Source organism: Leclercia sp. LSNIH8, assembly GCF_002920195.1.
Classification (GTDB): domain Bacteria; phylum Pseudomonadota; class Gammaproteobacteria; order Enterobacterales; family Enterobacteriaceae; genus Enterobacter.
The window spans coordinates 581,662-599,250 of sequence record NZ_PQJY01000003.1 but is presented as its reverse complement, the minus strand read 5'-3'; the positions used below and the strand labels follow the sequence as shown (position 1 = coordinate 599,250).

Genomic DNA, 17,589 nt, shown 5'->3' with positions numbered 1-17,589 from the left:
CCCCAGCGCACATAAGGATAATCCTTGCCATACTGATGACTCACCCGGACTCAGGAGGCGTTGTGATCGTCTTATGTAAAACCTGCGGCACGTCTTATGACGCCGACCGCGAACCGCAGCACTGCGCCATTTGCGAAGATGAGCGCCAGTATGTACCCACGACGGGCCAGGAGTGGCTTGATTTTTCCGCCCTGACCCGCACGCACACCAACAAGTGGCAACAGCTTGAACCCGACTTATTGGGCATCAAAACCGTGCCCGCGTTTGCCATCAACCAGCGCGCGATCCTGCTGAAAACCGCACAGGGTAATGTGCTGTGGGACTGCATCGCCAATCTCGATCCCGCCACCCAGGCGCTGGTGACCGCGCTGGGCGGTATCGACGCCATCGCCATCTCGCACCCGCACTACTACACCACCATGCAGGATTGGGCGGCGGCCTTTAACGCCCCGGTATACCTGCACGCCAGCGATCGGCAGTGGGTGATGAGGGAAAGTCCGGTGCTGCGCTTCTGGGAGGGGGATTCGCTGGAGATCGCCCCTGGCGTGACGCTGCACCGACTGGGCGGCCATTTTGCCGGCGGGACGGTGCTGCACTGGCACCGCGACGGCGGTATTCTGCTGGCCGGGGATATTCTGCAGGTCACGCCGGGCAAAGATGCGGTGTCGTTTATGTGGAGCTACCCGAACATGCTGCCGCTCCCGGCAGGCGTCGTGGCTGAGATCGCCGCCCGGCTGGAAAAGGTTTCCTTCGAACGCCTCTACGGCGCCTTTGAAGGCCAGAACATTTCCGCGAACGCGCGGGACATTGTCCTGCGGTCGGTCCAGAAATATATTGCTTGTCTGAAGTCGTGACCGGTGGGTAAACTCAAAAAACCGTGATCTCGATCATGCCTGTAACAATCACAAAAAAATGAGACATTGCTATGCAACATATCATTGAAGGTTTTCTCAGCTTTCAAAAAGAAATTTTTCCGCAACGTAAAGACCTTTTCCGCAGTCTGGCCTCCAGTCAGAATCCCAAAGCGCTGTTCATTTCCTGTTCTGACAGCCGCCTGGTGCCGGAGTTAGTGACCCAGCAGGAGCCGGGACAGCTCTTTGTCATTCGCAATGCTGGCAACATCGTGCCGCCTTTCGGGCCGGAGCCGGGCGGTGTTTCCGCCACCATCGAATATGCGGTGGTCGCCCTGGGCGTGACCGATATCGTGATCTGCGGCCACTCTAACTGTGGCGCGATGAAGGCGATTGCCGACAACGCCAACCTCGAGCCGATGCCTGCCGTCTCTCACTGGCTGCGCTACTCCGATGCGGCGAAAGCGGTGGTGGAAAAGAAAACCTGGGAAACCCCGACCGACAAGGTCAACGCCATGGTGCAGGAGAACGTCTTCGCCCAGCTGAGCAACATCAAAACCCATCCTTCAGTGGCGGTCGGCCTGCGTAACAACGCTATTCGCCTGCACGGCTGGGTGTACGATATCGAAAGCGGCGAAATTCGCGCCCTGGATAAAGAGACGAAAACCTTCGTTTCGCTGTCCGATAATCCTGGCGTTTACTTCGAGTAACACGCCGCATTCAGGGCGGGCGATCCCGCCCTGATTTTCCTTACGGTAGCGCCTCAAGTTTCAGACCCGCGCGCTTCGCCGTTTCCGGCAGCAGATCCGCCGCCGTGACGTACCCGTCCGGATCCAGACAGCGGTTTGCCGCTCTCGCCTGTTGCAGTATCTCTTCATCCCAGTAGACGCGCTTACGCTGATCGCCTTCGGTGGTCAGAATGCACTCCATGTCGCCATCCAACGCGCGATAACGCCGCCAGCTGTTCGCCGGAACCGAAATGACCGAACGCTCAGGGGCGACAATGCTCACCTCTTCGCCCTCTTTATTCCAGGTCACCTCCAGCGTGCCTTTAAAGACCATGATCACCTGCACGTCCGGGCAGAGGTGGCGACCTACCACATGCTCCGTGGCCAGGCGCAGCCACTCAACGGAAAAACCGTGCGGGTTAACGATAGCAGGCGCGGCGTGTTTATCCTGGCTGATACCGAACCCAATCACCGGCGCAATCTCGCCGCCATGGCCCGGCAGCACTGAATCCAGTAACCCCGCCGCAGACCAGCGGCGATCCTCTCCGGTTACCGCCCGCTGACGCATCTCCTCCACGGAGTAGTGGCGCAGGGCGGCGATCTCTTCTGCAGGCAATGGCGCCAGCAGTCCTGCCGGTTCCGGGAGGGTATCGCCCGCATTTACGTCGATAAGCATGTTGTCTTTGCTCAGATAAAGGCCATACTCGCTGGCCGCGTTCAGAATCGACGGATGCCAGATAATCCCCCCGGTGTTATTCCCCCCGAGTACCGTGTAAACCATGCCGCAGGTCTCTTCTTTACTGACATTGGTAAAGCCGCGGAAGATCCAGGTGGGAATAGAAAGAATGGCCGGAGCGCTGAACTCGGCTTCATTTTCCCCGTTGGCTCCCCAGCGAAAACGCCAGGTGCCCTCGTGAATCAAGAACACTTCGGCGGTGAAATGCAGATGTAGATTGTTGGTCACCCCTTTTGGCATCGCCGCGGCGCCGATATTAAAGCCGTGCGGTTCCGGGATGTTCACCACCTGAGCGGAGGACTGAGTGACGCCAGGGCCAATAAAGGAGTAGTTCTGTTTCAGGTGGGAGCCGGGTAGTTTGCAATCGATAAACGCAAGATTGCAGGACACCATATCTTCAGGGGCAACCAGACGGCTGCGAGCCAGTTCGGGGCTAATGTGACGTGCTTTCATCTTTTCTCCTGTTAATAACCTGATGCGCCGGTAGTGGGGAGCGCATTGCCCCGCGCCAGGGCGATGGCTTCGCGTGAGGCGCGGCCAAGTTGCATGACATCGTTCGCTGGGGTGACAAACTGAAAACCTTCGCTAATGCGCCGGGCGGCAGCCTCACCAGAGGTGCAAAAGATCCCGGCGATTTTTTGCCACTGACGACACCGACTGACGACCCGCTCAATGGCAGCCAGCATCTCAGGGTGACGGGATTCGGCGCTGGCGCTGCCGGTCAGGGTCAGCGACAGATCGTTCGGGCCAATAAAGACCCCGTCCAGCCCGTCGGTGGCAAGGATTGCATCCAGGTTCGCCAGCCCATCACGGGTTTCGATCATTGCCAGGGTCAATATTTCGTCGTTGGCGTGCTGCGGATAATCCGCGCCACCGTAGAGCAGCCCCCGGGCAGGGCCAAAGGAGCGGTTGCCCAGCGGTGGATAACGGCAGGCGGCTACAAAGCGGCGGGCCTCTTCAGCCGTGGAGATCATCGGGCAGATAATGCCGTAGGCACCCGCATCCAGCATGCGCATGATCTGCGCCGGATCGTTATCCTGCACCCGCACCAGCGGCACCGCCGGGGTAGCGGAGAGGGCCTGCAGCATGGAGAGCGCGCTGGCGAAGTCAATCATGCCGTGCTGAAGATCGACGGTGACGGCATCAAAACCCTGATGGCCTGCGATCTCCGCGCTGTAGCCCGACGGGATGGCCAGCCAGCCGTTAATGACGGCGCTGCCGTCGGGCATTGCCTTGAGTCTGTTTTTACGCATCTAAACACTCCTGGATCCAGTGACGTAGCGGGTGAGCGACCTCATCCGGCGCTTCAAGCAGGGTGAAGTGCCCGGCTGAGGCGAGGGTGACAAGCGTCGCCTGAGGCGCACTCTCAATAACCCGCTGGTGGTGAGACGGCGTGCAGATGGGATCGTGCAGGCCGTTGATAACAACGATGGGGCAGGCGAGGGCCGGGAGCGCCCCGCGATTGTCCCGCCGGGTAATGGCGATTTCGGTCTGCGTCGGCAGGATGTCGGGCCCGCATTCTCTGGCCATCTGGCAAATCAGATCGTGCAGGGCGGCATCCTGCGTGCGCGTCGGGGCAACGTATTTCGGCCACAGGCTGGCGGAGAGCCATTTCGCCACACCCTGCTGTCGCGCCACGCGCACCGCCTCACGTCGGGGAGCCGCATTTTCTGGCGCATCGGCAAGGGGATTGACTGACAGCAACGCCAGCCCGGCGATACGCTGTGGCGCGTCGGCGACCATCTGCAGGGCCACAATCGCCCCCAGCGAAAAGCCAGCCAGCAGGAAGCGCGGCGGCAGTTCGCGCAGCAGGTTTCGCGAGGCGTCTGCCGCCGACGTCGCGTCGGTCAGCGTAATGCAGAGCACGTCAGAGAGGTTGAGCCTGTCGAGTACCGGCTGCCAGAGACGCGCGTTACAGAGCGTGCCGCTAATCAGCACCAGCGGCAGGGCGTGATTATCCACAATCTTACTCCTCAGGTTGCGGTCCAGCCGCCGTCGACCATCAGCGCGCTGCCGGTGATCATCGCTGCGGCGCCGGAAGCCAGGAACACCACTGGCCCCATCACATCTTCGACGGTACCGGTACGTCCGAGCTTGATATTCTCCAGCACATAGTGGCGAAAGGCGGGGTCGGCCAGCGACGATGCGGTCAGCGCCGTCTCAATAAAGGTCGGGCAGAGGGTATTAACCCGGATCCCCGCCTCGCCAAGCTCCAGCGCCATGGCTTTGGTTAACCCTTCCAGCGCAAATTTCGACGCGCAGTAGACGCTGCGCTTAGGGCCGCCGACATGCCCCATCTGGGAGGAGATGTGGATGATCGAGCCTGCTATTCGCTCCTCACGCATCCGGGCGGCGATCCGCTGGCTGACAAAAAAGGTCGCCCGCAGGTTGATCGCCATCACCGCATCAAAGCTCGCCTCGCTGACCGCCAGAAACGGTTCGTGGCGAGCCAGCCCGGCGCTGTTGACCAGAATGTCGAAGGCGGGCAGGGCTTCGGTGACGGCCTCCACCTGGGCGACATCGGTGATATCCAGCGCCACCGGACGCAGCAGCAGCCCGCGTTCGGCGGCGAGGGTGGCAGCCGCATCCAGCGCCTGGCGATCCCGGGCGGCAATCCACACCTCTGCGCCACTCTGCGCCAGGGCGACAGCGCAGGCGAATCCCAGTCCGCGGGAGCCGCCCGTCACCAGGGCCCGCTTTCCGTGCAGGCCGAAGGAGGGCATCTCAGGAAACGCCATGACTTACACCTTCTCTCTGATCGGCGCCGGGGTGGCGTAAGGCACCTCCACCTGGCCGTAGCGGCGGACGCGGATATTGGCCTGCTCAGCATGTCCGGCGAAGCCTTCCAGCAGCGAGAGGCGCGAGCAGTAGCTGCCGATCTCGGCGGTGGCTTCATCGCTGAGGACTTTCTGCCAGGTGCAGGTTTTCATGAATTTCCCCACCCACAGGCCGCCGGTGTAACGCGCCGCTTTTTGCGTGGGCAGCGTGTGGTTGGTGCCGATCACCTTATCGCCATAGGCAACGTTGGTGCGCGGGCCGAGGAACAGGGCGCCGAAGTTAGTCATGTTGGCCAGGAACCAGTCGTCCCGGGCGGTCATAACCTGGACATGCTCAGAGGCGATGCGATCGGCTTCCGCGAGCATCTCTTCGTAGCTGTCGCAGACGATGATCTCCCCGTAATCGCGCCACGCCTGGCGGGCAATATCAGCGGTGGGCAGTTTTTCCAGCAGGCGATCGATCTCGCGCAGCGTCTCTTTGGCAAGGGTCATCGAGTTAGTCAGCAGAATCGCTGGGGTGGTTACACCGTGCTCGGCCTGTCCCAGCAGGTCGGTGGCGCACATTTCGGCGTCAACGGTCTCGTCGGCAATCACCAGCGTCTCCGTCGGACCGGCAAAGAGGTCAATCCCGACCCGACCAAACAGCTGGCGTTTGGCCTCCGCCACAAAGGCGTTACCGGGCCCGACCAGCATATCGACCGGCGAGAGCGAATCGGTGCCCAGCGCCATCGCGCCGATGGCCTGAATTCCCCCCAGCGCATAAATTTCCGTGGCGCCAGCCATTTTTTGCGCCGCGACGATTGCGGGTGCCGGTTCGCCGCCGAACGGCGGCGCGCAGCTTACGATGCGGGAGCAGCCCGCCACGTTGGCGGTGATAATCGACATATGCGCCGAGGCCAGCAGGGGATACTTTCCGCCCGGGACATAACACCCCACCGCATTAATGGGGATGTTTTTATGCCCGAGAATCACCCCCGGACGGGTTTCAATTTCCAGATCCCGCAGACATTCTTTTTGAGCGCGGGCGAAATTAAAGACCTGCTCCTGCGCAAATTCGATATCGTGAATATCCTGGCGGCTTAATTTATTGATGCAGGCATTAATTTCCGCGTCGCTCAGGCGATAATCCTGCCGATCATAGCGATCAAACTTAATGGATAATTCGCGAATAGCTTTATTACCGCGTTTTTCAATATCCGCCAGAATAAGCTCTACCGTTTCCCTTATTTGACGCTGCGCATCCTGACGTTCCTGAACCGGTTTACTGGTTTTAAGCATATAAGCCACAATCTCTTCCTCGCATAATTAAGGTGACAACTGTCCTCCCGGCGGGCCGGGATAAATGTTTGGGTGATTAAAAAATTACTGGTCGCGCGCGGGCGCGAGTGGGGCGTTAAGGGATAATTCCGCAGACGGCGGCATTTTACGGCTATTCACCCAGCGCACGGAGAGCGGGGTGGCAATGGCCGCGATAACCGACAGGCCAGCAATAAAGAGATAGCCGGACGACAGATTAATGTGCTGCATCATCACGCCCATGATCACCGGCCCGGCAAACATGCCGCAGGAGTAGATGGTCTGGAACAGACCCATGCGCGTGGACTGCTCATCGGAAGTGGTATTGACCACGCTCAGGGACATAAAGGCCGCGAACGCCATCCCGAACGAGAAGCCCGCCAGCGCCTGCAACAGATAGATGACATACATATTGCTGGTGAAGGGGATGCCTAAGGTCGACAACACCTGCAGGACAATGCCCAGCACCGCCGTCTTCATCAGCCCAAGGCGCTGATAAAAGAGGCTGCTGCACAAGGCGATGGCGAGGGCGTAGAAGATCAGATGGATGTTACTCAGCAGGGTTAGGATCCCGGCACGCCCGCCTAACTGCTCGGCATAGATCGGCGTCAGCGTATCGCGGGTAGCAAAAGGCACCAGGATAACGAGGGTCGCCAGGATACCGATCAGCCACACCGAACGATCGGCCAGTTGCAGGCGGGCACCGGCGATACAGGCTTTCAGCGTCGGGGCTTTGACCGGATCGTGTACATCCTGGATGCGGGTGGTGAGAAGCAGCGCCACCAGCGCCGAGACGCAGGAGACGAAAAATGCGATGTTGTTCTCAAAATAGTGAATCAACAGACCCCCGATGCAGTTGCCAAGGAACACCCCCAGCGGCCCTGCCAGCGCCAGAAAGGCCACCGCAGCAGGGGCGTCTTTGCGGTCAAAATAGCGAATAAAGAGAATGTTGTAGAGCACCCAGGTGGCAGCGGTGACGCCGTCAGCCGCCTTCGCCAGATAGAGGGTGAGGGCGTTAGGCTCCAGCCATGCCAGTGGCCAGGCGATAATCGGCAGGACCAGCGCGCCCTGGATAAAGATTTTTCGACTCTTCACCACATCGGAAACAATCCCCAGCGGAAAGCGGATCAGCAGCGTGGCGAGGCCGCTGGCCCCCATGATGATCCCCATCACCTGCGGCTCCATCCCCTGATTGATCATCATCGGGGCCAGGAACGCATCAATGCTGTGAATACAGATAAAAAACAACACGCTGATGATAAAAAAGAGCCGGGCTTCGGGTCGGCGTAACAGTGCTCGAAACATGGTTGTGAACCTCTTAAAACGTAATGGGTTAAAACCAGTCAAGTACAACGTTTACCGGCTCAATCCCTTTGGATACTGACCAGGCTGCCCGGTACAATTGACGGTGTGAATATTTCTCTGCATACGTATTCAAAAATTGAAGTTACGAAAAGGTTTCAAATTTGTAAAGGTCGTTTATCACCATTGTGAAAAAAATAATTTAGGCTGTTGCATACGCATGCAAACATGGTGTAAGTATAAAAAGTACCCGCTTCCTGCGGCGCGGTGACAGGGAATAGCCCTGCCACAAGTGCCGATGAGGGGAGTAACAGGGATAAGGAACTCACGGTAATGAAACGTAAGACTTTTACAGCGGTGACCTCTCAGCAGGTGGCGCAGCTGGCGGGAGTATCACAATCGGCGGTGTCCCGCACCTTCACGCCGGGGGCGAGCATCTCACCGGCAACGCGTGAGAAGGTGCTTAAGGCGGCACGTGAGTTGGGCTATCGGCCTAACGCCATCGCCCGCTCGCTTAACACGGCCCGCTCGCGGATCATCGGCGTGGTGATCTCCTATTTTGATAACCAGTTTTACCCCCAGGTGCTTGAGGCGCTGGCGCAAAAGCTGGACACCCTTAACTATCACCTGCTGCTGTTTGTCGGCGATCGCGACGGGAATGTTGACCGGATTTTCGACCAGATCATGCAGTACCGGGTGGACGGCATCGTGCTGGCTTCGGTCACCCTGTCGCTTGACCTCTCCCAGGAGTGCCTTGCCGCCGGGATCCCGGTGGTGCTGTTTAACCGCAGCGAAGAGAGCGGGATGGCATCGAGCGTTAACAGCAATAACGAGGCGGCATCCCGCCAGATTGCCGAATTTTTACTGGCGGCAGGACATAAACGCTTTGCCTACGTAGGCGGGGTGGCGGACTCGTCCGTCAACATTGCCCGTCAGCGCGGGTATTTGCAGGCTTTGCAGGAGCAGGGCATTGATGATGTCCGGGTGGTGAACGGCAATTACGATGCCCAGGAGACAGCCCGTGCGGCCTATGCGCTCTTCTCTGCATCCCCCGCGCCGGACGCCATTTTTGTCGCCAATGACCATATGGCGGTGATCGTCATGGATGTGGCGCGCTACGAGTTTGGCCTGCGCATCCCTGAAGATGTCTCCATTGTGGGTTACGACGATATCGGCCCCTCCGGCTGGGCATCCTATGCATTAACTTCCGCGTCACAGCCCGTCGAGGCGATGGTCAGCGCCACGGTGGAGCTGCTGATGAAGCAGATCGACAGCGGTACGATCGAACCTGAACAAATTACCGTGCCGGGCAAACTGGTGGTACGCCACTCCGCGCGCCGACCGCATGCGGGGGCTATCGACGCCGAGGGTTATTACATGTTCCAGACGCAGGAGGACAAATGAGCAGATTGCCGGGCTTCAGCCCTCAGTTCGATTCGATCCAACAATTCATTCTCACCCTGACGCATGTGGTCTGGGAACAAAAGGATATCGGCCAGCTTGCCGACTTCTACGCTACGCCGGTAGTCTTTATCACCCCGGAAAAACAGCTGACCGATCTGCCGCAGTTTATGCGCCTGACCCTGGAGGCGATGCACAGCTTTCCCCAGCGCACCGTGCTGACAGAGGACATTCTGGCGACCGAGAATCCCGGCAATGAGTACTACGCCGCCCAGCGTACCATCGCCTGCATTCGTCATATGGGCGAGGGCTTTTTCGGCGCACCCAGCGGCAAAACCCTCTGGGTGCGCACCTGGGCCGACCGTATCTGTGCCGACGGCGCGGTGCGTCAGGAGTGGCTTTTGCAGGACAGAGCGGCGATTGTTGCCCAGCTCGGACTTAACGTGCAGGAATTTGCGCGCAATCTGGCGGGCATGCAGGAGCAGCTGGGTATTCCCCGGGCGACCGCCGAAACGCTGGACGCCCGCTGGGCGGGTGGCCCGGAGGGGGATGATGTCGATGGGCCGATTGCCGGGGTAGTAGAGCGCTATCTCACCATGTGGGCGGGCGGTAACAGCGGCACCGTGCCGGGTCTGTATCATCCTGCCGCCACGCTCTATGCGCCGGGCCACTGCAGCGGCACGGGAGAGCAGGAGATTGCCGCGCTACTGTCGGGATACCGCGCCTCCTTTGCCGACAGTGAAGTGCAGCTTCACCACCTTATCGTGCGCCGGGACCCTGGCGAGCCGGTGCGTATTTCGCTGCGCTGGTCGCTCCTGACCTGGCACGACGGATATGGCAAGTTTGGCGTGCCGACCCGTAAGCCGGTATCGATCACCGGTATCAGTCAGCTTGAATTACGCGATGGTTTAATTATTCGCGAATATCTTGGTATTGATGAATTAGCTATCTGGTCGCAAATCGTCAATTAACCGGAGGACCACCTCCGTTATATTTCTTACCTGAACGTTTTTAAATCCGCCGCAATAAATATTGCGGCTCCATTCTCCATCCATTCCGGGTGCGGGATCGTATTGTCTGAAAACAGAAGCAGGGGTTTATATGTCTTCAACTGAAGCAACAAATAAAGCACCAGCCGTACCTGAAAAAAATAATAAGCTCACCCGTGATGAACCGGTGTTACAGGTTGAGCGTCGCGACTTTATTGATTTAGTGCCGGAGAAACGTCCGCGGGCGCAATCATTACGCGGGTTCGATGAGTGTTATACCGATATTGTCGATTATATTGTTCGCTGCACCCATAAAATATGGGATGAACGCGACGTGGGATTAATTTACACCCACTATACGCACAACTGCGTCTTATATAACGCGCTGGGTACTCTCTATACCCGCGAGCAGGTGGTGCAGGATACGCTGCAACGCCTGGTGGCTTTTCCGGAGCGCCGCGGCATGGCGACCCAGGTGATCTGGAACGGTAACGACGTGGACGGTTTTTACACCTCGCACCTGGTGACCGGCAGCGGGCGCCATACCCAGTTCAGCCACCTTGGCAAACCGACCAACCGAACGTTCGTCACCCGCACCGTGGCCGACTGCATGATCCACGAGAACAAGATCTATCGCGAGTGGGTGGTGAGCGACAACATGTCGCTGATGAAGCAGCTGGGACTGAACACCGATGAAATCGCCTTTAACATGGCGAAAGAGCAGTTCGACAAGGGCTTTCGCGTTACCGATATCGGTGAAAACGGCCGCATGCTGGGGCAGTATCCGCCGGAGATGGTCTGCGATGTCTCCATCGCCCATACCGACACCGAAGAGCAGTGCCTGCGCTGGATGCACGAAATCTATAACCGCCGGATGCTCGGCAAGATCAAAGAGGTCTACGCGCCGAACGTTCAGTGGCACGGCCCGCTGATGAAAGAACTGTACGGCACAGCGTCGGTGACGCACCAGACCCTGGCCCTGATCGGCATGATCCCTGACGGCGCCTGGCTGCCGCAACACATCTGCTCCAACCCGTGCGACGAAGGCGGCACGAAGGTAGCGATACGCTGGATCATCGAGGGCCACCACCTGGGCTACGGCGAGCTGGGTAAACCGACCGGTAAACGTCTGTTCGTGATGGGGATGTCTCACTACCACATTATTAACGGCAAAATTGTCGACGAGTGGGTGCTTTACGATCACCTGGCGCTGCTGGCACAAATCAAACTGGGTCAAATGGAGGAAGCATAATGTCTGTACAGTCAATTGTTGACCAGGTGAGCTGGATCAAACGTCCCCAGGGGCAGGATGCGCAGGCCGACAAATCGTTAACCGACACGGTCGGTGGCATTATTGCGCGGGTAAAAGACGAGGGCGACGCGGCCCTGAGAGATTTCTCGCGGCAGTTTGATAAGGTGGTGCCCGCGCAGTTTGAAGTCACGGCCCAGGAGATTGAGACCGCGCTGCGCGAGATGGACCCGCAGACCCGCCGCGACAGCGAGTTTGCCATCGCCCAGGTCAGGCGCTTTGCCGAGGCTCAGCTTGCCACCATGCAGCCGCTGGAGGTGGAAACCCTGCCAGGCGTGCATCTGGGGCACCGGATTATCCCGGTTCAGACGGTGGGGTGTTATGTGCCGGGGGGCCGCTATCCGATCCTCTCCGCGCCGGTGATGTCCATCGTGCCCGCCACGGTTGCCGGATGCGAACAGATCATCGCCTGTCTGCCGCCCGCAGCACACCCGTCGATGATTGCGGTCTGTCACCTGGCCGGGGCGCACCGGATCTTTAAAATTGGCGGCGCTCAGGCGGTGGCAGCCATGGCCTGGGGAACGGAGAGCGTACCGGCGGTGGATAAAATTGTCGGACCGGGCAACGCCTTTGTGAACGAGGCCAAGCGCCAGGTGTTTGGTAAAGTGGGGATTGACGCCCTGGCGGGGCCGAGCGAGATCTTCACCGTCGCCGACGACAGCGCCGATGCGCGCATTATTGCTGCCGATCTGCTGGCGCAGGCCGAGCATGATGTCCACACCCGCGTCGGGCTGGCAACCACCAGTCGGGCGATCGCCGAGGGGGTACTGTCAGAAATTGAGCGCCAGCTGATGACGCTGCCTACCGCCGCGACCGCGGGCGAAGCCTGGCGTCGTCAGGGTGAAATCGTGGTCTGCGACAGCGAAGAGCAGCTGATCGCCTTTGCGGATCATATGGCGACCGAGCATCTGCAGGTCCATACCCGCGACCCGCACAGCACGGCGGCGAAAATCCGCAATTACGGCTCGCTATTTATCGGCCAGAACGCCAGCGTGGTCTTCTCGGACAAATGCTGCGGCACCAACCACACCTTACCAACCATGGCGGCGGCACGTTACACCGGCGGGCTGTGGGTGGGGGCTTACGTTAAAATCTGTACCCATCAGTGGATCGATGAGCAAGGCATCGCGGCGATTGCGGAACCGGCCATTCGCCAGAGCCGTACCGAGGGGATGCAGGGGCACCGCCGCGCCGCGGAGATCCGTCTGCATCCGGAAGCGCTGGATGCCATCACCTCCGGGCTGCGGGACTGATTGCAACGGGAGGTCAGCGCGCTGCGCTGGCCTCCGGCATGACTGTGAAGAGGACGAAATGCAAAAGAGTCGGTTGATCCCCCCAAGGGATGCCCCCGAAGAGATAGCCCGGCGGCTAGCGATCATCGCCGGGCAGCCGCAGCTGAACGCAATCCTCGGCATCAACCCGGTGGCGCAGGCCCAGGCGCACATCTGCCAGTCGCTGCGGCGTCGCGGCCAGTTGCTGGGGGCGCTGCACGGCGTGCCGCTGATCGTCAAAGATAATATCGCCTGCGCCGGACTGCCGATAACGGCAGGGTGTCAGGCCCTGGCCGCGCTTCGGTCCACAGAGGATGCGCTGGTGGTACGCCGTCTGCGGGCTGCCGGGGCGATAATTCTGGCCCGGGCCAATATGTCAGAGTTTGCCTTCGACGTCCGCTCCCGCAGCTCCCTTGGCGGCGATGTGCATCATCCGCTTTTCCCAGGCATCACGGCAGGCGGCTCCAGCGGCGGCGGCGCGGCGGCGGTGGCGGCAGGGATGGCAGAGGGGGCGTTAGGAACCGATACCGGCGGCTCGATCCGCATCCCGTGCAGCTATACCGGGCTGGTGGGGTTAAGACCGCGGGTGCGCAGGGAGCAGATGGAGGGCATCGCGCCGCTCTCTCTCAGTAAAGACACGGTGGGGCCGATGGTACATAGCGTGCAGGATGCGGCCCTGCTGCACTGGATTATTCACGGCCAGACGCCACGGACCCTTGAACCCGTTTCGCTGAAAGGGGTGCGTTTTGGGGTGATCCGCACCCTGGAAGGGAGCGACTCACACCTGGGAGAGGTATGGCATGCCGCCCTCGCGCAGCTTGCGCGTCACGGCGCAACGCTTACGGAGATCGACCTGCCGATACTGCGCGATGTCGAGGTAGCAACCTGCCTGAGCCTGTTCGAATTTCGCGTGGGATTCGATGCCTGGTTAAAGCAGCAGCCAGGGGCCCCAACGGATCTACATGCGATTGTGGCATCCGGGCAATTTTTGCCGGAGTTTTTGCCGCTGCTGACCCAGATGCTCGCCTGCGACAAACTGAAAACCCCTGCGTGGCGCGCCGAAAGAGAGCTGCGGCGTCGGCTGCGCCACACTCTTGGGCAGGTAGCAGAGCAGGCGGGGGTCGACGCTTACCTTTACCCTACGGTGTGCCGTATACCCGACAGCCTGGATAAGATGCCGCCCGGATGTGCGCCTGAGCTGGCGGCCATCAGCGGTTTCGCCGCGATCACGCTTCCTTGCGGCAGAACGCGCAGCGGCTTTCCCGTGGGGCTGGAAATTCTCTCTCCCGCAGCCGATGAATCTCCGCTGCTGGCGTTGGCCGCCGCCTGCGAAACCGCCTTTACTCCGCCATAAACGGCAATCGCCTGCGTACGCGGGAGGCGGGCTGAACGGCGGCTTTCGCCATCGCTTCGCCGATCTCCGCACAAGCCACCAGACCCTGGACAAAGGGACGATCGTGCATCAGATAGGGCAGAGCGCCGAAGGCGATGCGCCCGCGCAGGTACTCCGGTGCCAGTAGGGTGTAATCGTCGCCGACGTCGGGGATATCTTCTCCCGCAGAGACAAGCTGTTCGCGCATGGAAGGGAACGGCAGGTCTTTGCTTTTCAGCGCTTTCTGCCCGCGGGCGTCGATAAAGGTATCAAAGATCCAGCGTTTACCCTCGGCGTGAATGACCGTCCGGGTCCCTTCTGCGGTCAGTTCATACTCATTGCCCAGCGCCTCGATGCTGATGATGCCCGCCTCGCGCAGGGCCAGCAGTCGGCGCACCGACCGTGAGGGGATCGCCGCATAATTGTCGATAAACATCCGCGCCAGCCCCGTTTTAAAGCGTTCTCTGTCGGTCTCATCCAGGTAGGGCACAATCTTCTCCACGGCCTCATGCAGCCGCAACACGGTGTAGCGCCACGGCAACGTGCGGTGGTTCCGCTTGTTGCGTTCCACTTCATCCAGGTTTGAGACCGCCCAGCGGAACGGGCCATGCTTCTGGCGATCGGCAAACCAGGCGTCGCGGATGCTGTCGGCGGTGAGGGTGTCCAGGGCGATCGCCTTGCTCCACTGCGGGTCGGCCTGCGTCAGCTCTTCAACCATTAGTCTGAACACCCGGTCGAGCAGGCCGGTGGTGCCCTGCTGGATCGCCGCCTCGATGGCCGTTTCCGTAACCACGGTTAACGGCTCGTAGGGGATAGGGCAGTAGAAATCGGCTTCGGGCAGGATGCCAGAGCGGGACATCAGCACAATCTTCAGCGCCTCGCTCTTCTCATCGAGCCGGTAGTGGATCTGCTCGCCATCGGTCTCAATGAATTTGCCATGCTGTACGGCGACGGCCATTGCCGCGTCCAGTCCGCTCAGGGAGGTACCTAAAATGCCCACCTTGCCCGCGCCGATGCTGGCCTCCATCAGCCCGGACCAGGGGCTCGGGAAGAAGTCGCGTGGGGAGGTATCTTCGTCCGGCCAGACGTGGCCGGTGGCGATCACCGCCAGATCGAACTGGTCAGGAGTGAGTTTGCCGTCGGTCCAGATGCTCACCCCCTCGGTGCTGGCCAGCAGATCGCTCACCTGACAGGACTCCTGGACGGTGATCTCGAAGCCCTGTTTTCGTGCATGCGCGATGAGCGTCTGGAACTGGTCACGGAAATACTGGCCCAGCAGAATGCGCGGCAGGAACTGTCGGTCGTGCAGGGTGGATTTCTGCACGCCGTAGCGCGCAAGATGCGTCTCGCTCAGGGTGCGCAGCCACGCGAGGTAGGTGGAGAAAAGGGGCGGGATCTCAATGCTGGCGATGTTGGCCAGCATCATGCGCGAGTTATCTTCATCGCTATAGGGCATCCCGACGCCGGCCTCTTCAGCCTGTTCATAAACGGTGACGGAAAGCGGTGTATTCAGTTTCAGAAGAGAAAAGAGGGTATAGATCCCTGTGGGACCTGCTCCGACAATGGCAATTTTTTTCATTGTGTTTACCTGCTGTTTTTTTTACCGAATCCATGGAAAAAATGCTATGCAGGTTAAGTGTGGTAGAAAACGGGTGATGAGCAACTCAGAAACGAAGCGAAAGTGATAAATCAGAGAAGAAGAGGGATTGCACCATTTCAGAACTGAAATGGTGCGTCCGAGTGGACTCGAACCACCGACCCCCACCATGTCAAGGTGGTGCTCTAACCAACTGAGCTACGGACGCAGAATGGTGCGTTCAATTGGACTCGAACCAACGACCCCCACCATGTCAAGGTGGTGCTCTAACCAACTGAGCTATGAACGCATTGTTGTGTGTGACAACGGGGACGGATATTAGCGGCAGTGGTCGCATGAGGCAAGAGGCAAACCGCAATTTTCTTTCAGATTTCACGCGATTGCTCTATTCCCGCGCAAAATGAAGAGAAAGTAGCCGCCCGCAGGCGGCTGGCGGGTGATTAACGTGCAGCGCGTTGCAAAATCACGCTGGATGGCTGGCGCTGTAAAAAACGCATGCGCAGCATCATCATAACGGCGGCGGAGGTCAGACCGATGATAAAGCCCATCCAGAAACCGGCCGGGCCCATACGATCCACCACCAGATCGGTGAGCGCCAGAATATAGCCGCTCGGCAGACCCAGCACCCAGTAGGCGATAAAGGTGATAAAGAAGATCGACCGCGTATCTTTATAACCTCGCAGCACGCCGCTGCCGATCACCTGGATTGAATCGGAGAGTTGGTACACGGCCGCGAGCAGCATCAGATGGGAGGCCAGCAGCACCACTTCCGGGTTGTCGTTATAGAGCAGGGCGATCTGCTCGCGCAGCGTGACGGTGAACAGCGCGGTGCAGACGGCCATGCACATGCCTACGCCAATGCCGGTCCGGGCCGCGATTTGCGCATCCAGCGTGGAGCCCTGACCGAGGCGATAACCGACGCGAATGGTCACCGCGGCAGCAAGCGACAGCGGCAGAACGAACATCAGCGAGCTGAAGTTAAGGGCGATCTGGTGCCCGGCTACATCCACAATCCCCAGCGGGGAGACGAGCAGGGCGACCACCGCGAACAGCGTCACCTCGAAGAAGAGCGCCAGCGCGATCGGCAGGCCCAGCTGCACCAGACGTTTGACCACCTCCATGTCCGGCTGGCTGAAACCCGCTTTGTTACGGATATCACGCATGGAGCGGGCACGCTTCACATAGGAGAGCATGCCGAAGAACATCACCCAGTAGACTGCCGCCGTGGCAACGCCGCAGCCGATGCCGCCCAGTTCAGGCATGCCGAAATGACCGTAAATAAAAATGTAGTTCACCGGAATATTGACCAGCAGGCCGATAAAGCCCATCACCATGCCCGGTTTGGTCTTCGCCAGACCTTCGCACTGATTACGCATCACCTGGAAGAATAAATAACCCGGCGTCCCCCAGAGAAGGGCGCGTAAATAGCCGACGGCTTTATCCGCCAGGGCTGGGTCAATATTGCGCATGGCGTGAATAATATAGCCCGCATTCCACAGCACCAGCATGATCAACACCGAGACCAGACCGGCCAGCCAAAAGCCCTGGCGGATCTGATGGGCGATACGATCCCGCCGCCCGGAGCCGTTAAGCTGGGCAATCACTGGCGTCAAGGCCAGCAGCAGGCCGTGGCCGAAGAGAATAGCCGGTAGCCAGATAGAGGTACCGATGGCTACCGCGGCCATATCGGTGGCGCTGTAACCACCCGCCATAACCGTATCGACGAACCCCATTGAGGTCTGGGCGATTTGCGCGAGTATCACCGGGATTGCCAGAGCTAATAACTGACGCGCTTCACTCATGTACTTCTGCACGTGAACACCTTTGGTTTTGTTGTTATTTGAATGCAAAAAAAGCCGCTGCGAAAAACAGCAAGAAGAAGATGCGGGGAATTCCAGCTATTGTAGCGGGGATAAGCTAATTATCTAGTGAAAAAATCGCCAGAAAAGGTGGGTACTGG

Annotated in this window: 15 protein-coding genes and 2 tRNA genes; 7 read left to right on the top strand and 10 right to left on the bottom strand. The window is 59.5% G+C overall.

From position 1 onward, the window contains the following. Window positions 1–62 precede the first annotated feature (62 nt). Window positions 63–854: an MBL fold metallo-hydrolase gene (locus C3406_RS11345; RefSeq protein WP_103823888.1), complete on the top strand. Its 792-nt coding sequence runs from the start codon at window positions 63–65 to the stop codon at window positions 852–854. Window positions 855–925: 71 nt separating this feature from the next. Beyond that, window positions 926–1,561 (top strand): carbonic anhydrase, encoded by a 636-nt coding sequence (locus C3406_RS11340; protein WP_103823889.1) that lies wholly within the window; start codon window positions 926–928, stop codon window positions 1,559–1,561. 40 nt (window positions 1,562–1,601) lie between these two features. On the opposite strand, the gene C3406_RS11335 is transcribed toward C3406_RS11340, so the two are convergent. The 6 genes from C3406_RS11335 to C3406_RS11310 form a co-directional block, all read right to left on the bottom strand. Next, window positions 1,602–2,768, bottom strand: a complete 1,167-nt coding sequence (locus C3406_RS11335) for a cupin domain-containing protein (protein ID WP_103823890.1) — start codon at window positions 2,766–2,768, stop codon at window positions 1,602–1,604. 11 nt (window positions 2,769–2,779) lie between these two features. Next, window positions 2,780–3,568 (bottom strand): HpcH/HpaI aldolase family protein, encoded by a 789-nt coding sequence (locus C3406_RS11330; RefSeq protein ID WP_103823891.1) that lies wholly within the window; start codon window positions 3,566–3,568, stop codon window positions 2,780–2,782. Beyond that, on the bottom strand, window positions 3,561–4,277 hold the full coding sequence (locus C3406_RS11325; RefSeq protein WP_233210559.1) for an alpha/beta fold hydrolase: 717 nt from the start codon (window positions 4,275–4,277) through the stop codon (window positions 3,561–3,563). Before C3406_RS11325 ends, C3406_RS11330 begins: the two co-directional genes overlap by 8 nt. An 11-nt stretch (window positions 4,278–4,288) precedes the next feature. Beyond that, window positions 4,289–5,053, bottom strand: a complete 765-nt coding sequence (locus C3406_RS11320) for an SDR family NAD(P)-dependent oxidoreductase (RefSeq protein WP_103823893.1) — start codon at window positions 5,051–5,053, stop codon at window positions 4,289–4,291. 3 nt (window positions 5,054–5,056) lie between these two features. Continuing rightward, window positions 5,057–6,379 (bottom strand): histidinol dehydrogenase, encoded by a 1,323-nt coding sequence (gene hisD, locus C3406_RS11315; RefSeq protein WP_199182733.1) that lies wholly within the window; start codon window positions 6,377–6,379, stop codon window positions 5,057–5,059. 75 nt (window positions 6,380–6,454) lie between these two features. Then, on the bottom strand, window positions 6,455–7,693 hold the full coding sequence (locus C3406_RS11310; RefSeq protein WP_103823894.1) for an MFS transporter: 1,239 nt from the start codon (window positions 7,691–7,693) through the stop codon (window positions 6,455–6,457). A 330-nt stretch (window positions 7,694–8,023) separates the two neighbouring features. Between C3406_RS11310 and C3406_RS11305 the strand changes: the two genes are divergently transcribed. The 5 genes from C3406_RS11305 to C3406_RS11285 all read left to right on the top strand — a co-directional run bounded on the left by C3406_RS11305 (window position 8,024) and on the right by C3406_RS11285 (window position 14,014). Further along, window positions 8,024–9,094: a LacI family DNA-binding transcriptional regulator gene (locus tag C3406_RS11305; protein ID WP_103823895.1), complete on the top strand. Its 1,071-nt coding sequence runs from the start codon at window positions 8,024–8,026 to the stop codon at window positions 9,092–9,094. Further along, window positions 9,091–10,062: a nuclear transport factor 2 family protein gene (locus C3406_RS11300; protein ID WP_103823896.1), complete on the top strand. Its 972-nt coding sequence runs from the start codon at window positions 9,091–9,093 to the stop codon at window positions 10,060–10,062. Before C3406_RS11305 ends, C3406_RS11300 begins: the two co-directional genes overlap by 4 nt. A 130-nt stretch (window positions 10,063–10,192) precedes the next feature. Next, window positions 10,193–11,332, top strand: coding sequence for a nuclear transport factor 2 family protein (locus C3406_RS11295; RefSeq protein WP_103823897.1), 1,140 nt, complete (start codon window positions 10,193–10,195; stop codon window positions 11,330–11,332). Further along, on the top strand, window positions 11,332–12,642 hold the full coding sequence (hisD, locus tag C3406_RS11290; protein ID WP_103179348.1) for a histidinol dehydrogenase: 1,311 nt from the start codon (window positions 11,332–11,334) through the stop codon (window positions 12,640–12,642). The genes C3406_RS11295 and hisD (C3406_RS11290) overlap by 1 nt, the downstream gene beginning before the upstream one ends. A 58-nt stretch (window positions 12,643–12,700) precedes the next feature. Next, window positions 12,701–14,014 carry an amidase family protein gene (locus C3406_RS11285; RefSeq protein WP_103823898.1) on the top strand — a complete coding sequence of 438 codons (1,314 nt, stop codon included), beginning with the start codon at window positions 12,701–12,703 and terminating at the stop codon, window positions 14,012–14,014. On the opposite strand, the gene C3406_RS11280 is transcribed toward C3406_RS11285, so the two are convergent. The 4 genes from C3406_RS11280 to mdtK form a co-directional block, all read right to left on the bottom strand. Then, the gene (locus C3406_RS11280) at window positions 14,001–15,611 is read right to left on the bottom strand and encodes an FAD-NAD(P)-binding protein (RefSeq protein WP_103823899.1); all 1,611 of its coding nucleotides are present in this window, start codon (window positions 15,609–15,611) and stop codon (window positions 14,001–14,003) included. The genes C3406_RS11285 and C3406_RS11280 overlap by 14 nt on opposite strands. Before the next feature lie 149 nt (window positions 15,612–15,760). Further along, window positions 15,761–15,837, bottom strand: a tRNA-Val gene (locus C3406_RS11275). Between the two features lie 4 nt (window positions 15,838–15,841). Further along, window positions 15,842–15,918 (bottom strand) — tRNA-Val (locus C3406_RS11270). Window positions 15,919–16,069: 151 nt separating this feature from the next. After that, entirely contained in the window at window positions 16,070–17,443 is a 1,374-nt protein-coding gene (mdtK, locus tag C3406_RS11265) for an MdtK family multidrug efflux MATE transporter (RefSeq protein WP_103823931.1), read from the bottom strand. Window positions 17,444–17,589: the final 146 nt, after the last annotated feature.

Excerpts from the sequence above, each read along its gene's own strand:
- C3406_RS11340 (WP_103823889.1), top strand. The coding sequence starts at position 926 with ATGCAACATATCATTGAAGGTTTTCTCAGCTTTCAAAAAGAAATTTTT.
- C3406_RS11335 (WP_103823890.1), bottom strand. The coding sequence starts at position 2,768 with ATGAAAGCACGTCACATTAGCCCCGAACTGGCTCGCAGCCGTCTGGTT.
- C3406_RS11330 (WP_103823891.1), bottom strand. The coding sequence starts at position 3,568 with ATGCGTAAAAACAGACTCAAGGCAATGCCCGACGGCAGCGCCGTCATT.
- C3406_RS11320 (WP_103823893.1), bottom strand. The coding sequence starts at position 5,053 with ATGGCGTTTCCTGAGATGCCCTCCTTCGGCCTGCACGGAAAGCGGGCC.
- C3406_RS11310 (WP_103823894.1), bottom strand. The coding sequence starts at position 7,693 with ATGTTTCGAGCACTGTTACGCCGACCCGAAGCCCGGCTCTTTTTTATC.
- C3406_RS11305 (WP_103823895.1), top strand. The coding sequence starts at position 8,024 with ATGAAACGTAAGACTTTTACAGCGGTGACCTCTCAGCAGGTGGCGCAG.
- C3406_RS11300 (WP_103823896.1), top strand. The coding sequence starts at position 9,091 with ATGAGCAGATTGCCGGGCTTCAGCCCTCAGTTCGATTCGATCCAACAA.
- C3406_RS11295 (WP_103823897.1), top strand. The coding sequence starts at position 10,193 with ATGTCTTCAACTGAAGCAACAAATAAAGCACCAGCCGTACCTGAAAAA.
- hisD (WP_103179348.1), top strand. The coding sequence starts at position 11,332 with ATGTCTGTACAGTCAATTGTTGACCAGGTGAGCTGGATCAAACGTCCC.
- C3406_RS11285 (WP_103823898.1), top strand. The coding sequence starts at position 12,701 with ATGCAAAAGAGTCGGTTGATCCCCCCAAGGGATGCCCCCGAAGAGATA.
- C3406_RS11280 (WP_103823899.1), bottom strand. The coding sequence starts at position 15,611 with ATGAAAAAAATTGCCATTGTCGGAGCAGGTCCCACAGGGATCTATACC.